Genomic DNA, 15199 nt, shown 5'->3' with positions numbered 1-15199 from the left:
CGCGGTGATCGACACTTCCAGCTTTCGGTAGATGACCTCTCACATGTCCTTGCGGCCAGCTCCCTGCGCACCCCGCCGCGCCCGTCGGCGCCGCGCGTTCGCCCCCGCGCTCGCGCTCGGCCTGTGGGCCGCGCTCGCGCCCGCCGGCGCGGCCGCGGCCCCCTACGAGGCCTTCGTCGACGTCGACGACGAGGACGACCTGCTCGAGCTCAACACCGCCGGCGACATCTCCGGCGAGACCTTCGACACCCTGGTCGAGCTGCTGCGCCGCGGCGTCAACCTCAACACCGCCTCGCGCGAGGAGCTGTTCACGCTGCCGAACCTGACCTACAAGCAGGTCGACGGCATCATCCGCTACCGCCAGGAGGCCGGCTTCATCTACGACCCGGCCGCGCTGGTGCTGGCCGGCGTGCTCGACCGCGATCAGCTCGAGGCGATCGCCGCGTTCATCTACATCGTCGAGCCCAACCGCCGCTACTCCGCGACGTCCGGCAAGGTCCGCCTGCGCAGCGCCTGGTCGCCGCCCGACCGCCGCCTGCCGGCGATGGTGCTCGACGGCCAGGTCCAGACCCTGCGCCACCTCCGGCTCGGCTTCGCCGGCGTGCTCACCCGCAGCCGCGTCGACGACGTCCGCTACGACCCCAACCGCGACGCCCTGTCGGCCGAGCAGCCGCGTCCGCGCGGCTACCTGCCCAAGGTCTATGTCCAGTGGGAGGACGACAATTACAACGTCCTCCTCGGCACCTACCGCATCGGCTTCGGCCAGCGCCTCACGTTCGACAACACCCGCAACTACACGCCGAACGGCATCTACCGCGACAACACGATCTACCCGCGGCCGGTCCGCCTGACCCGGCTCTGCAAGGAGTCGGCCGGCGAGCTGCCCGACTCGCCGTGCGACGGCGAGCTCGGCGACACCTACGTCACGCCCGACTTCCGCTGGCAGGAGACGCTGCAGGGCATCGCCGCCGGCATCAAGAAGCTCAAGCTCGGCCACGGCTGGATGCAGGCCTACGCGTGGACCAGCGTCCAGGCGCGCAGCATCTATCAGTACAAGCTGTACGACCCCGACAAGTGCGACGACCCGCGCAGCGACGATCCGCGCTGCGACGCCCCGCCGATCTACAAGCGCCAGCCCGACCCGTTCGCGCCGACGTCCGAATTCGGCTACCAGACGCTGCCGCGGATGTTCCGCGAGGTCACGAGCGGCGGCAACGTCAGCTACTTCTTCAACCGCCGCTCGTGGGTCGGCGCCACCGGCTACGGCACCGCGATCAAGTGGTTGACCGGCGGCAAGGACTACGACTTCCAGGAGTGGGCTCGCACCCCGTTCGGCGGCCCGTTCGGGGCCGTCGGCATCAACGGCGCGTGGGGCCACCGCTGGAGCGACCTCGGCGTCGAGGTCACGCGCAGCTTCGACTCGATGAAGCGGGCCAATGACGTCGGCGTCGGCGACAGCAAGGGCGGCGGCGGCTTCGCGGCGATCGTCCGCCACACCGCGACCTTCGGCAAGCACGAGATCGAGACGATCGTCCGCTACTACGACCGGGACTTCGCCAACCCGTACGCGCGCCCGCTGGCGTCGCCCGACGTGTACGAGGGCCAGCGCGCGCGACGAGGCCGGCGCCCGGATCCGTTACACCGGCAAGCCGAACAAGGCCTCGAACATCCGCACCTACGTCAACGCCTGGGTGTCGCCCTCGACCAAGGCGCCCGGCATCCAGGCTTACCTGCGCGGCGATTATCTGGTGACCCGCTGGTTCCTGCCGGCCCTGTGGGTCGAGTACCGCGACAAGGACATGCGCAAGACCGGCCATCAGTACTGCTACGGCGGCGACGTCGGCGTGTCCGACCTGGTCGCCGGCGACGACCTCGACGGCGACGTCTACAGCGACGAGGCGCTGGTCTACACCAACGTCAACGGCGAGCCGGTCCGCTGCGCCGGCGAGCAGCTCAAGTTCAACCTGCAGATGGCGTTCATGCCGCACAAGCGGGTCAAGATCGTGCCTCGCTATCAGCAGCGCTTCGTCGGCGACCCGCTCAAGGTCGACCCCGACGTCCCGGGCTTCATCCCCGACGTCTACGAGAACGTCACGCCGGACCAGCGCGCCAAGTACCGCCGCGACTCGCAGGCCTGGCTGACCATCAGCACCCGGCCGATCGATCCGCTGCGGATCCGCGCCCGCGTCCGCTGGCTGTCGATGGACACCTCGAGCAACACCCTGCTCGAGCAGTCGCTGTGGAACTACGTCGACGTGGCGTACCTGATCAAGAAGACGTTCATGATCCAGGTCCGCTACGACCTGTACTTCTGGCTCGACAAGCGCCCGAGCACGCTCGCGCGCATCCCGTCGCCCGAGAACCGCTTCCTGGTCTCGCTCGAGGGCCGCTTCTGAGGCGCCGCATCGGCATGTCCTTTCGGACATGTCGACCCCGAGCCGCGAGCCTCCGTCGCGCCCGTGGGCGAACTTCGCGTGCTGCGACGCCGCCTCCGCGACGAACCGACCGATGTCGCACAGCGTCGTGGGGTTCGCGCTCTCGACGACGTGGCAGTGCTTGTCCGGGTCGGCGTCAGTCTTCGACGGCCACGGCGCTGACGAGCCAGGACGTGGCGCCGGCCGCGTCGGTGTAGGCGAAGCCGAGCGTGCCGCCGCGGATGCCCTCTCGCGCGAGGGCATCCGCGAGGGTGACCGGGCCGGCGCCGAGGTCGACGGTGTAGCGCGCCAGGTCGACCTCGACGGGCTCGCTGCCGACGGTGACCTGGACCAGGCGGGCGCCGAAGTACGAGCCGTCCGAGCGCCTGAACTCGAGGACAGGATCGCTCAGGGTCACGGCGCCGCCGGTGTGATCGGGGTGGAGGGCCAGGGTGAGCTTGCCGCCGCGAACAGGGCAGCGTGTGCACAGCGGCAGGTCCGGCTGCGGGCGCACCCACGGCTCGGAGGCCGGGACGACCGGGGTCGAGGTCGCGCTCGGATCGTCGCAGCGGGTGCGGGTGACGGGCGTGGCGCCGCACTGCACGGTCTCGCTGGTGCAGGTGAGGCGCCGCGGCAGGCTCACGGGTGCGCTGATCGTGGCCGCCGATTGGGCGGGCGCGGGCGACGTCGGCGGCAGGTAAGGGTTGGGGCAGGCGGCGCCGCGGTAACGGATCGTGCACAGGTGGGCGAAGGCGTCGTGAGCCCCGATCCGCTTCGCGCGCGCCTTGACCCCGATGTCGACGGAGAGCCCGGTGGCGACGCCGCTGGCGTCGAGGAGCGCGACCACCTCATGCGGGCCCAGGACGCGGTGGTGCGACCAGACCTGGGCGGCGAGCGCCGAGAGCGAGGCGGCGGAGATCGAGGTGCCGGTGAGGACGTCGGTCTGACGCGCGCCGTCGCCGACGACGGCCTGGAAGGCAGGGAGGACGCGCGGCGGGGTCCCGTTCACGCGCGCGATCGGGATCGGTGTGGTCGTCGCGTCCACGCCGCCGGCGCCGTACACGAGGGCCCGGCGGGTGACGGCGACGGCAGGATCACCGGCGCGCCAGGCGGGCAGGGTGCCGAACAGGCTCTCGCAGCGGGCGCGGTCGGGGGCAGGGTAGCGCTCCCAGCTCGCGGGGGCCATCAGGCCGGTCTGCTCGCAGGCGGCGCCGGCGTTGTTGCCGGCCGCGGCGATCGGGAGCGCTTCGAGACATGTCCCATAGACCATGGCGGCATGGACAGCTTGAACCGTGGCCGCGACGGCCGCGCTCGGCGTGACGAGGAGGTCGGTGTGCGTGGCCTCCTGACCTACGGGGGTGAGCGGGTCGCCGTAGCGGGGGTCCCACCCGAGACTGAGGTTCAGCACCAGCGGCGAGGTGCGCATGTCGGAGGTCTGCCAGCGCACGACGGCCTCGCCGAGCGCGTGCGCGAGCGAGGCGAGGCTGCCGAGCGGGCCGCCGGAGGCGAGCGGGAGCGGCGAGGCGGGGCCGTAGGGGAAGGCCTGCGCGTGGAAGAGCTGGTCGCGGCAGCCGGCCTCGCGGTCGGGGCAGCGCAGCGCATGGACGAACTCGGCCATGGCGATGCCGTGGCGCTGGCGGGCGGCAGCGGCGGTGTAGTCGAGGCCGGCCTCGGCGAAGCCGAGGGTGTCGACGACGGCGACCCTCGCCGGACCCTCGACGCCGCCGTGGACGGGCGGACCGGCGACGCCTGCGGGCTGCGCTCCGACGGCCCGCAGGAACGCGTCCGCGAGCGCGGCACGGACGGCAGGGTCGCCGCCGAGGTGGGCGACCTGCGGCACGACGACCTCGCGGTCGGGGTCGACGCGCACGAGCTTGTCGGCCGGTGGCGCGAGCGCAGCTTGGTCGGCAGGGTCGCCGCCGAGGGAGGTGACCTGCGGTACGACGACCTCGCGGTCGGGGTCGACGCGCACGACCTTGTCGGCCGGGGCAAAGGCGGGCGGCGCGAGCGGGGCGGTCTTGCCGGCCCAGGTGTAGAGGCAGAAGCGCTCGAGCGGCTTCGGCAGCACGGCCTTGTCGCCGAGCATCGTGGCGACCGCGCCGCGCCGGAACAGCCGCTCTGCGGTCCAGCCGGGGTCGGAGGCCGCGGGACACGGCGCGGCGGGGGCCTTGTCGACGAGCGCGACGTGGCGCCGCCACACCGGCGGTCTCGGCCTGATGCCGGCGCCGACCAGGGCCGGCGCGCCGGCGTCGGACAGCGCCGGTGGGGCGGACCGGCCAGGGTCCTGGGGCGCGTCGCTCCCGGACGGCTCGGGTCCTGCGAATGTGGTCTTCGGGACAGACGCCACGTCCGCGCCGCCGCCTTCGTCCGAGATGTCTGAAGGGACAGGTTCGAGGAGGCCCGCGCGCCGGCCCGGGCCCGGCTCCGGCGCCGGGGTGGTGGGTTGCTGGCCGCACGCGACGAAAAGAAGGGCCGGGAGGGCGAGGCGCGTGGGCGGGGACATCGAGGCTCCCTATACACCGGCGGCTCCGGAGCCCACGCAGCCGTTTTCGCGCTCAGCGGACGTGGGCCCGGAAGTGCGACCAGTCGTCCCGCGTCGCGCGAGCGTGCTCCTGCGCGAGGCGCAAGGCGTCGACCGGGTCGGCCCCTTCGGCGATCGCGGCGATCAGCGCCGGCACGAGCTCGGCGGCCAGGTCGTCGGCGATCCGCGCGTCGGCGGCGACGACGACGTCGGCGCCCGCGACCAGGAGGGCGTGGGCGAGGCTCATGCCGCCGCCGTGCGCGCGCGGGTCGAGGAGTCCGGTCTCACAGCCGCTGAGGACGGCGATCGCGGGCGCAGGCAGGGCGAGCAGGTCGCCGGTCGAGAGCCGGCGCTCGCCGCCGAGGTCGAGCGCGCCGCCCCAGCCGTCGCCGCGAGCGTGGCCGATGAAGTGGAGCAGATCGAGCTCGGCGAGGCGCCGCGCCAGATCGGGCTCGTCGCCACGGAGGCGCGCGAGCGCGACGTCGTGCGCGCGCAGGGCCTCGGCGGCGGCCCCGGCCTCGTCGTCGGCGCGCGCGAGGTTGCTGGGCGGGACGATCTGAACGGCGCGGGCGAGCGCGCGCCGGCGGTCGGGGGCGCGCGGCAGGTCGAGGCCGTAGGCGACGGAGCGCGCGGTGACGAGCGGTGAACCGCGCCACGGGAGGGCGTGGAAGGGCTCGGCAGCCAGCGCGCCGGCGGCCACGAAGGTGACGCGCTCGGCCCGCGCGATCGCGGCGTCGAAGGGGCCCAGGAGCTGCGCGGCGCGGGCCGCAGGGTCCGCCGCGAGCTCGCCGTCGATGCGCGCGACCGCGAGCCCACCGGCGTCGCGCGCGAAGCCGACGCGACCGGCGGCGAGCGGATAGTACACGAGCAGCAGCTCGCCCGGACCCGGGCGCGCAGCGATTCGCAAGCTGTATTTTCAGACATGGACGAAGCGACATGTCCATTCGGTACGGAATCATCGGGCATGTCGGCGGGCCCGCGGAGGGCGGCGTCGAGGCGGGCGTCGAGGGTCCGCCGCTCGCTCCGGAGGCGCGCGCGCTCGGCCTCTCCTTCGCGGCGGGGGAGCTCCCAGGTGCGCTCGAAGGCGGCGTCGTGGGCGGCCCGGGCGTCGCGGTAGGCGGCCAGCGCGGCGGGGTCGCGGGTCAGCGCGGCGAGGTCGGCGAAGGCGTGGGCGCGGGCGCGACGGGTGGCGCACAGGGCCTCGTCCGCGCGGTCGAGCGCGAGCAGCGTCTCGACGAGGCGCCGCGCCGCGTGATCACGCTCGGCGGCGAAGCGCTCGCGGCCGGCGTCGAGCGCGAGTCGCCCCACGTCGGCGCGGTGGAGGGCGTCGGCCCGGCGGAACCGCTCGAGCGCCCCGGCGAGGTCGTCGCGGGCGGACAGCGCCTCGCCCGCGCCGAACTCGGCGCTCCACTCGAGGCCGCGATCGTCGTCTTCGCGGGCGCGCGCGGCGAGGTCGTCGAAGCGCCGGAGTGCGTCGAGCGGCTGACCGGCGAGCAGGTCGATCCGGGCGGCGAGGTAGAGCCGCCAGCGCGCGACTCGGCGGCCCGGGAATTCGGCGCGCGCGAGCGCGGCCCGGGCCGCGGCGACGTCGCCGCGCAGCACCGCGGCGTAGGCGAGGTTCAGCTGCGCATCGGCGGCCTGGTACGGGTCGGCGTGGGGGCCGTCGGGGGCGACGAGCGCGGCGAGGGCGGCGAACCGCGGCTCGGGGTCGGGCGCCGGCTCACCGCGCGCGCGGGCCTCGAGCGCCACCCACCCGGCGTTGTACAGGATCGTGACGTGCTCGAGCTCGGACAGCGCGTCGGCCAGGGCGAGCGCCTCGGCGAAGGCGGCCTCGGCCGCGACCGCGTCGCCGAGCCGACCTTGCAGGACGCCGAGCGCCGACGACACCACGGCGAGGTCGCGCGTGCGCCCGAGAGCCCGGGCACGCGCGGCGCAATCGCGGTAGTTGCGGAGCGCGGCGCTGGCGTCGCCGGCGCGATCGGCCACGAGGCCGACGTAGTAGTCGTGGTCCAGGCGCGCCTCGGGGAACCGCCCCAGGATCTCCTCGTGCCGCTTCAACCAGCGTCGCGCGGCCGGCAGGTCGTGGAGCACCGCGACGCTGGAGAAGACGGCGGTGACGGCGATGTCGCTGGCGCGGCCGAGGAGACTCTCGGCGACGGCGACGGTGAAGGCGACCTCGTAGGCCGCGAGGGCCGCGGCGTCGTCGCCGCGCCGGAACTCGAGGTCCCCGCGGAGCGCGAGGGCCTCGGCCAGGGCTGCGCCTCGCAGCCGTGGGATCAGCGCGAGCAGATCGCCGCGCACAGCCTCGATGTCGGCGACCCCCACGCGTGCCTCGAGCTCGAGCAGCGCCTTCGGCAGCGGCGCGGCGGCGGCGATCCTGAGCTCCCAGCGCCGGCCCGTGTCGGCGAGATCGAGGCTCAGGAGGCCGGGCGGGGGCGCAGCTCGACCTTCGACCCCTCGCCGGCCGCGGTCCACTCGGCCGCGAGCGGGACGCCGCCGAGCTCGACGCGCGGCGCTTCGGCGGGCGGGAGCGCGACCCACAGCTCGAGTGTCGAGCCGGGGCGGAGGCCGCACGCCGCGTCGGCTGTCAGGACGTCGCAGCCGATCGGGATGACCTCGGGCACGGGCGCGAGCGCGGGGGCGGGCCGTGATTCGTCTGTCTCATGGGACATGTCCGAACGAGCGCACGCGCCGAGAGCGGCGAGTACGAAGACAGATGCACGCAGGGACATGTCGATTGGGACATGTGAGGCGGCTACGGATCGGCCGCGACGACCTCGATCTCGAGCGGGGGCGCGACCTCGACCGCGCGGCCGGCCGCGACCGCCGGGGCCACCTGGTCGGGCGCGCCGGGGCCGCGCCCTCGGGCGCGACGAGCAGGGTGAGGCGCCAGCGGCCGGCGGCGAGCAGGAGCACCGCGTCGAGGCGCCCGCGGATCCGCAGCGCCCCGGCGGGGGTGCGGGTGAACGGGGGCGCGAGCAGCTCGCTGCGGCCGTCGGGGGCGCGCGCGAGGGCGCGGAGCTCGACGGCTCCGGCCACCGTGCGCTCGGGGCTGATGACCCAGTCGAGCTCCGTGTCGGGGCGGTAGCGGCCCGCGGCGGCCGCGGGCTCGTCGCCGCGAAGCTCCTGCAGGGTGCTGTTGCGGACCGTGACGCTGTAGCCGGTCAGCGCCGGCGACGGCTGCGACACGGTGAACCGCCACAACGCGATCGCGGCAGCGAGCGCGAGCACGACGCCGGCGAGCGCGAGACCGCGGCGGCGGTCGGCGAGAGGGATGACCGCCGCGTCGGTGCCGGCCGGCGCGGGGGCGGGCTCGCTCGCGGTCGGGCCTGGGCTCGCGTCCAGGCTGGCACGGGGGGCTCGCTCGCGGTCGGGCCTGGGCTCACGTCCAGGCTGGCACGAGCGGGCTCGCTCGCGGTCGGGCCTGGGCTCGCGTCCAGGCTGACACGAGCGGGCTCCCCCGCGGCGGCGGGCGCGGCGAGCACGGCGGCGGCCCGCTCGACGAGCGCGTCGATGTCCGCGTCCGAGGCTGGCTCCGAGAACATGTCGACAAAGACAGCGTGCTCGGCCGGCGGATCGACGGCCGCGCGCGCGGCGGCGACCGGGCCGGCGGCGGCGTTGCCGGCCACGACCCGCTCCCAGTCGGCGGGGTAACGGGCGTCGTGGTCGCGTTCGACATCGCCGAGCGCGCGCAGCAGCGGATCGAGCGGCTCGTTCACGCGGTGGTCCTCCTTCCGGGTCATAGACGAACACCTCGCGCGGACCTACGCGCGCTCATGCGGTGCGCTCCTTCTTGGCCGCCGCGGGGGCAGCCGCGAGGCGGCGGGCGAGGTTGCGCGTGCGGGTGTTCCAGGCGTCGACGGCCTCGCGGGTCATGCCGAGCTCGGCGGCGACCTCGGCGATCGGGCGCTGCTCGACGTAGATGGCCTGGAACAGGACCAGACCGCGCTCGGTGAGGTGGCAGCGGAGCCGCTCGAGCAGCGCGCGGAGCTCCTCGCGCGACTCCAGCACGCGGTCGTCGCAAGCCGCGTCGGGCATCGCCGGCTCGAGGTCGTCGAGCTCGGTCGGCTCGTCGCTCCACGGGTTGCCCCGGTGGCCGTGGAGCACGCGCGAGACCCTCTGACGGGCGATCAGGCGCACGAAGCTGGGGAGCGAGCGCCCGCGGGCGGGGTCCCACTGGCGCAGCAGCCGGCCGCCGTCGGAGAGGAGGTGAAGCAACACGTCCTGGGCGAAGTCGTCGACCTCCTGCCGCCCGTCGCGGCGCTGCGAGGCGGCGCGGCGGACCAGGGCGACGCCGACCTCGACCTTGATGACAGGCAGCAGCGCGCGGACGAGGGCAGTGAGGGCGACGCGATTGCCGTCGAGCGCCTGGTGGACCTCTGCGGGGGTCAAGGGGCCGCGAATCGTATCATAGTCGGTGACCGACTTTCTCGCGGGTCCGGCCGGGACGTCGGCAGGGTCCTCCGCGTGCTCGTCGGTCGACGACGACGCTCGCAACGCAGGGCGCAGGCGCGTTTTGGCTCATCTGCCGTGCGGCCAGCGGCGATGTGGCCTGCGTGAGTTCAGTCGTGCTCGAACGACGTCGGCTCGCGTTCGATGCCGGGAGGTCGACGCCTATGGCGTGAGCATGAAGCCATCCACGCAACTCTCCCTCGCCATCGCCTCTCTTCTCGCGACTTCGGCCTGCGACGAACACGCCCCCGTCGACGCCGAGCTCGAGGCCGTCGAGTCCCTCGCCGAGAAGGAGGCGATCGAGCCGCTCACCAACGGCCAGGAGCCCCTCCTCTTCACGCTGACCTGCGATCTCGACGAACAAGCCGCAGTCGGGGGCCTGCACTACCCCAATACGACCTGCGCCGCCGCGATCGCCAGCGCCGAGACCACGCTGTCCAGCTGGCACTACCGCAACGCCTGCAACCAGCAGGTCGGCAGTGACATCAGCTCGCCGGCCACCGACGCGACGGTCACCAACTGCTATGTCAACAGGTCCGGCAGCGCGGTCGTCAGCGTCGGCCTGTGCTGCGAGCCCCCGCCCGGGCCGAGCTGCGACGCCGACGAGCAGGCCTCGGTCGGCGGACTCTACTACCCTGGTTGGACCTGCGCCGACGCGATCGCCAACGCCGAGGCGAGCCTCAACAGCTGGCACTACCGCAACGCCTGCAACCAGCAGGTCGGCAGCGACATCGGCTCGCCCGTCGACGAGGCCTTCGTGACGAGCTGCACGATCGATGGCGGCAACGCGGTCGTGAGCGTCGACCTCTGCTGCGAGCCGCCCACGACGGTCAGCGGCATCCCGGACGGCACGCGCAAGATGTGCATGCAGGCCGGGACCGCGGCGCAGATGCTCGCCGAGTGCGAGGCGGGCGCGCAGACCAACGTCGACTTCTACACGAGCGGGTTCTGGACCACGCAGGACTACATCACGCACTGGGGCGATCCCTGCCCGGTCGGGACCTCGATCGTGCCCAACAGCCAGTTCTACGTGGCGGGTTCGTGCAACCCGCTCCCGAACGTCGGGGCCGGCTGTTCGGGGCCGGGCTCGTTCAACTACGAGTTCCAGGCCGGCGTACTCTGCCAGTGAGCTTCACACCCGCGGCGAGCCGGCTGGTCGGCGTGGACAGGCGGTGTGTCGTCGAGCTCTGCTTCGGCCTGCCGGCGATGTCGAAAGTCCGGCCTGCAGCGATACGCGAAGAATAGCGACGTCGTCGCAAGTCGGGCGCCGGTACACACACGCAGATGTGCGCGCGGAGCGGGGCGCAGGGTCCGCGGCGCGCAAATATCCGTGATCGAAAACCGGGGCCGCGGTTACTCGACAGGACGACGTTCGGAGCCGCTGGACCCGCGGCTCCGCGTGTGGGGATCGACTCCACGACTGCACCTGTCTCGCCCGCGAAGGACTCCGACCATGACCCGACTTTCCTCCGTGCTCGCCCATCGCATTCTCGTCTCGCTGGCGCTCACCAGCGGCCTGGCCCTCAGCGGCTGTATCGAGGACATGACCGCCGAGGAGGCGGAGGCCGACCCGGCCGCGTTCTTCGGCGACGAGCAGTGGTGGGACGAGGGCCCGCCCGCGGGTGAGGAGTCCGCGGACGAGCTCGACGCGTTCGACGACCTCCGCGCCGAGACCGAAATCTCGGCCGCGCCGGCGTTCCAGCTGCCGTTCCCGTGCGGCCAGGTGTGGGCCGGCCAGACCCGCACCAATCACAGCCCGGTCAACTCGGTCGACTTCAACCGCACCGACGACGTCAACGACCCGGTGGTCGCGGCGGCCGCGGGCAAGGTCAGCCGCGTGGCCAACGAGGGCAACACGAGCTACGGCAGGTGGATCGAGATCGATCACGGCAGCGGCTACCGCACCCGCTACGCGCACCTGAACTCGCAGGTGGTGTCGGTCGGCCAGAGCGTCAGCCAGGGCCAGAAGATCGGCACCGTCGGCAGCACCGGCGGCTCGTCCGGCCCGCACCTGCACTACGAGCAGCGCCTGAACGGCACCGCGCAGAAGCCGGTGTTCAACGGCTCGACCGCGCTGTTCTTCGGCACCAAGAACTACACCAGCAAGAACAAGTGCAGCGGCGGCGGCGGCGGCAGCGGCGTGACCGGCACCGTGTCCACCAGCGGCCTGCCGCTGACGGTCCGCTCGTCCCCGAGCACCGGCGCGACCGCGGTCGGCTCGGTGGCCAACGGCTCCAAGGTGACGATCACCTGCCAGAAGAACGGCTCCTCGGTGACCGGCACGTTCGGCACGACGACGCTGTGGGACTTCATCGGCACCGGCTACGTGTCCGACGCCTATATCAACACCGGCTCCGACGGCCAGGTCGCGCCGACCTGCAACTGAGCGCCGCGTGAACGCAGAGAGCGCCGGTCGCGAGCACCTCGTGCTCGCACCGGCGCTCGTCGCGAGGGGGCGGCGATTCGTCATATGTCTCCGAGGACATGTATGAACATGCCCGAAGAGACATGTGAGGATCAGCGACAGGCCGGCAGCGGGCCGGTCGAGGCGACCTGGAACGAGACGATCCGCGCCGGCTGCCCGCGGTCGACGGCGATCGACAGCTTCGCGGTGCCCTTGGCGCACTTGAGCGCGTAGGTCGCCTCGCGCGGGCCGCGGACCTCGAGCGGATCGCCGAGCTGACACGCGCCGTGCTCGAATTGAACGTCGGCGATCGTGCGCGTCAGGGCGGAGCGGCGGAAGCCGGGCGAGAAGTGGGCGAGGAAGGTGGCCTCGTCGAATTGCGCGAGCAGCGGCGCGGCGGCCTCGGCCACGGCCTGCAGCTCGGGGGCCGGCTTGCCGGCGAGCCAGCCGAGAGTGAAGCCGGAGATCTTCGGCGTCTGGGCGCTGGTGAGGTTGACCGTCAACTCCGCGTCGCCGTGCTCGCACTTGGCCCGGTACACGCCGGACCACGGGCTGGTGGCGCGCTTGATCGCCCCGAGCGTGCAGGCGCCCAGGCCCGCGTGCAGCCACTGCATCTCGGCGGTCAGCAGCTTGGCGTTGCCCGACGCGGCCCAGTCGTGCGTGCCCCACTCGGCGAACTTCGCCCCGTCCCACGCGGGCATCAGGCCGACGATCCGCTGCGCCGCCTCGGTCAGCTCGGGCAGCGGCTGGGCTGCGCGAGCCCCGAGCAGGCCGCCGTCGGCGAGCACGCGCTGCAGTTGCACCGCGATCCCGTCGGTGTCGGTCCAGGCGGCGTTGCCGAGCACGATGATGCCGACGCCGGCGTACGGGAACATGCGGATGGTCGCGAGTAACCCTCGAGCGCGCCGTTGTGGCCGACGACGTAGGAGGCCTCGCAGTTGTGGCCGACGCTCCACGGGAAGCCGACGCCCGAGGCGCCGCCCTCGACGCCGCCGGCGACGGTCTCGTCGGCGGTGGTGCGCGCGGAAGCTGCGGAGGGCGCGGAGCCGCTGGGCCTCGCGCAGGGTGGAGCGGGCGATCGGGCCGTCGTCGGCGTCGCCACGCGGCGGCCAGGCGCCGAGCTGGAAGGCGACGAAGCGCGCGAGGTCGGGGACGGTCGACCACAGGCCGCCCGCGGCGCTGAGCGCACTGTGACGGCCCGAGGTGGTGGCGACGATCTTGCCGTCGACCGCGACGTGCCCGCGGGTGCGTCGCTCCGCCGGCGCTCGGTCGCCTCCCACACCGTCTCGCTCATGCCCAGCGGCTGGAGGATCGAGTCGCGGATGGTGTCGCCGAACGGCTTGCCGCCGGCGGCGGCGATGACGTGACCGAGCAGGACGAAGCCGAGGTTCGAGTACTCGGAGCCGATGCCCGGCGGGCGCAGCAGCGACAGGCCGTCGATCGCCTGCATCACCTCCTCGCGGGTGTGCGGGGCGCCGCCGACGCTGAGCGGCAGGTCGGGGTCGCGCGGCAGGCCGGCGGTGTGGGTGAGGATGTCGCGCACGGTCAGCGGCCGCGCGTCGGCGTTGGGATAGACGAGCTTGTCGAGCTCGGGCAGGACCTTGGCCGCCGGCGCGTCGAGGTCGAGCAGGCCCTCGTCGGCCAGCCGCAGCGCGGTCATGCCGGAGAACACCTTGGTGATCGAGCCGATCCGGAACGCGGTGTGGACGTCGACCGCGCCGTCCTCGCCGACTTGGCGCACGCCGAAGCCCTCGCCGAACACCAGCTGGCCGTCGACGACGACGCCGACGGCGAGGCCGATCAGGCGATCGTCGGCGACGATCTTGGCGGCGACGTCGTGCAGCTTCGGCAGCACGGCCGCGACCTTCTGGGAACGCGTGACGTCGCTGAAGACCGCCGGCGGGACCTCGCGCACCGCCAGCGTCACGGGCCCGTTGCGCGGCGTCTCGACGGGGACGAGCGCGGCCGCGGGGGCGAACGCGGGGCGGGGGCCGTGCGCACAACCGAGCCCGAGCGCGACGATGAAGGGCACCTGAACGATGCAGCGACGCATCCCGGTGATTATGGTCCGAGCCGCACGGCCGGCGCCCGGGACCGACCGCGGCTGTGCAGCGCGCCACGACCGAGTCGCAGCCGCGCGCGCGGCCGCAGCAGACCTCCGCTGGCGCTCACGCGGCATGAGACCCGGCGACGACTCGCATGGCGGCGCTCAGGACGTGGACGTCGGCCCCTCGAGGAGCACGCGGTTGAACACCTCCGAGAGCTCGCTCTGGCGCTCCTCGCCGGCGGCGGGCGGGGCGAGGACGCGCTCCGCTTCGGTGTGGCCGCGGTCGTCGCGGCGGACGGTGTAGAGCCGCTGGTCGGGATCGTGGAGGTCGAGGCCGGCGAGGAGCGCCGGGTCGCGCGCGGCGACGAGGATCTGCTTGCCGTGCCGGGCCGCCAGCAGGACCAGCCGGCGCAGCGCCTCGGCGCCGAGCTTGGGGTCGAGGCCGGCGCCGAGGTCGTCGATGGCGAACAGCTTCGGGGTGTCGGGGCTGATGACGAGGGCGAAGTAGAACAGCAGCAGGAGGAAGCCGTCGCTGGCGCTGCGCAGCGCGAAGCCCTCGGCGAGGTGGCGGTCGCGGATCCGCAGGGGCTCGCCGCCGAGGTCCTCGAACCAGTCGAACAGGCGCAGCGCGTCGCGCAGCTCGGCCGATCGCTCGGGGTCGGCGACGAGCGTCTCGAGCAGCGCGCCGAGGCCCTCGCCGCGGACGCCGAGCGGGAGGATCTGGCCGTCCTGCTCGCAGCGCCGCAGCGCGCGGCGCTCGGGCGCGTAGATCAAGAACGACTTCAGCGGATCGAAGTTGTCGAGCAGGAACATCTGGGCCAGGCGCCCGTCGACGAACGCCGCCAGCTCGTCGTCGCTGACCCGCTCGTCGTCGCCCTGGATGACCGACGTGAACGCGGCGCGGAAGCTGTCGAGGAGCAGGGTCTCCTTGGGCGAGCGGATGCCGCGCTCCGTCAGGACCTTCTTCCAGAAGCCGCGGCGCGAGGCCGAGGTCTCGACGTGAAAGCCGACGCGCTCCCCGGCCTGGGTGAGGCGGAAATCGATGCGGGTGTCGCCGTCGACCGCGAAGGCCGAGCGCATGAAGCGAGGCTCGGCGGTGCGGAGGCCGCGGCTGGCGAGGAACTCGTGGTCGAGCTTGTCGGCGAGCGCGGCCCCGGCGAAGCTGACGGCCTCGAGCAGGTTGCTCTTGCCGACGCCGTTGTCGCCGAGGAGCACCGTCACGCGGCCCGGCTCGATGCGGAGGTCGCGGATCGACTTGAAGTTCTTGACCTGGAACTCGGTGAGCACGGGGCGCCAGGCTTACCGCCCCGCTGCAGGGCGGTCAACGCGGGTGTCAGGGACATCGGGTCCGCGTCGCGCAC

The 15199-nt window shown here is 73.4% G+C and carries 11 protein-coding genes; 3 read left to right on the top strand and 8 right to left on the bottom strand.

Annotation, left to right across the window (positions count from 1 at the left end; all coding sequences use genetic code 11):
• The first annotated feature begins 43 nt into the window (after nucleotides 1-43).
• On the top strand, nucleotides 44-2632 hold the full coding sequence (locus OV079_RS19800; RefSeq protein WP_267770394.1) for a helix-hairpin-helix domain-containing protein: 2589 nt from the start codon (nucleotides 44-46) through the stop codon (nucleotides 2630-2632).
• Here OV079_RS19800 and OV079_RS19795 read toward each other — a convergent pair.
• From OV079_RS19795 to OV079_RS19775, 5 genes are all read right to left on the bottom strand, one after another.
• Nucleotides 2572-4917: a hypothetical protein gene (locus OV079_RS19795; protein WP_267770393.1), complete on the bottom strand. Its 2346-nt coding sequence runs from the start codon at nucleotides 4915-4917 to the stop codon at nucleotides 2572-2574. The two genes, OV079_RS19800 and OV079_RS19795, sit on opposite strands and share 61 nt — an antisense overlap.
• A 52-nt stretch (nucleotides 4918-4969) precedes the next feature.
• Nucleotides 4970-5635, bottom strand: a complete 666-nt coding sequence (locus tag OV079_RS19790) for a CHAT domain-containing protein (RefSeq protein ID WP_267778602.1) — start codon at nucleotides 5633-5635, stop codon at nucleotides 4970-4972.
• 1717 nt (nucleotides 5636-7352) lie between these two features.
• Nucleotides 7353-7607 carry a hypothetical protein gene (locus OV079_RS19785; RefSeq protein WP_267770392.1) on the bottom strand — a complete coding sequence of 85 codons (255 nt, stop codon included), beginning with the start codon at nucleotides 7605-7607 and terminating at the stop codon, nucleotides 7353-7355.
• Nucleotides 7597-8166: a hypothetical protein gene (locus OV079_RS19780; protein ID WP_267770391.1), complete on the bottom strand. Its 570-nt coding sequence runs from the start codon at nucleotides 8164-8166 to the stop codon at nucleotides 7597-7599. Before OV079_RS19780 ends, OV079_RS19785 begins: the two co-directional genes overlap by 11 nt.
• 543 nt (nucleotides 8167-8709) lie before the next feature.
• Nucleotides 8710-9327 (bottom strand): sigma-70 family RNA polymerase sigma factor, encoded by a 618-nt coding sequence (locus OV079_RS19775; protein ID WP_267770390.1) that lies wholly within the window; start codon nucleotides 9325-9327, stop codon nucleotides 8710-8712.
• Nucleotides 9328-9562: 235 nt separating this feature from the next.
• Between OV079_RS19775 and OV079_RS19770 the strand changes: the two genes are divergently transcribed.
• A complete protein-coding gene (locus tag OV079_RS19770) occupies nucleotides 9563-10516 on the top strand; it encodes a hypothetical protein (RefSeq protein ID WP_267770389.1) in 954 nt (317 codons plus the stop codon).
• Between the two features lie 324 nt (nucleotides 10517-10840).
• Nucleotides 10841-11773: a peptidoglycan DD-metalloendopeptidase family protein gene (locus OV079_RS19765; RefSeq protein ID WP_267770388.1), complete on the top strand. Its 933-nt coding sequence runs from the start codon at nucleotides 10841-10843 to the stop codon at nucleotides 11771-11773.
• A gap of 131 nt (nucleotides 11774-11904) precedes the next feature.
• On the opposite strand, the gene OV079_RS19760 is transcribed toward OV079_RS19765, so the two are convergent.
• The 3 genes from OV079_RS19760 to OV079_RS19750 form a co-directional block, all read right to left on the bottom strand.
• Complete coding sequence (locus tag OV079_RS19760; RefSeq protein ID WP_267770387.1) at nucleotides 11905-12594, bottom strand: hypothetical protein; 690 nt, start codon at nucleotides 12592-12594, stop codon at nucleotides 11905-11907.
• Nucleotides 12522-13844 (bottom strand): serine hydrolase domain-containing protein, encoded by a 1323-nt coding sequence (locus tag OV079_RS19755; RefSeq protein WP_267770386.1) that lies wholly within the window; start codon nucleotides 13842-13844, stop codon nucleotides 12522-12524. Before OV079_RS19755 ends, OV079_RS19760 begins: the two co-directional genes overlap by 73 nt.
• A gap of 156 nt (nucleotides 13845-14000) precedes the next feature.
• Nucleotides 14001-15125 (bottom strand): AAA family ATPase, encoded by a 1125-nt coding sequence (locus OV079_RS19750; RefSeq protein WP_267770385.1) that lies wholly within the window; start codon nucleotides 15123-15125, stop codon nucleotides 14001-14003.
• Nucleotides 15126-15199: the final 74 nt, after the last annotated feature.

It is taken from the genome of Nannocystis pusilla (assembly GCF_026626665.1).
Taxonomy (GTDB): domain Bacteria; phylum Myxococcota_A; class Polyangia; order Nannocystales; family Nannocystaceae; genus Nannocystis; species Nannocystis pusilla.
This window is presented reverse-complemented; position numbering and strand designations above follow the sequence as displayed.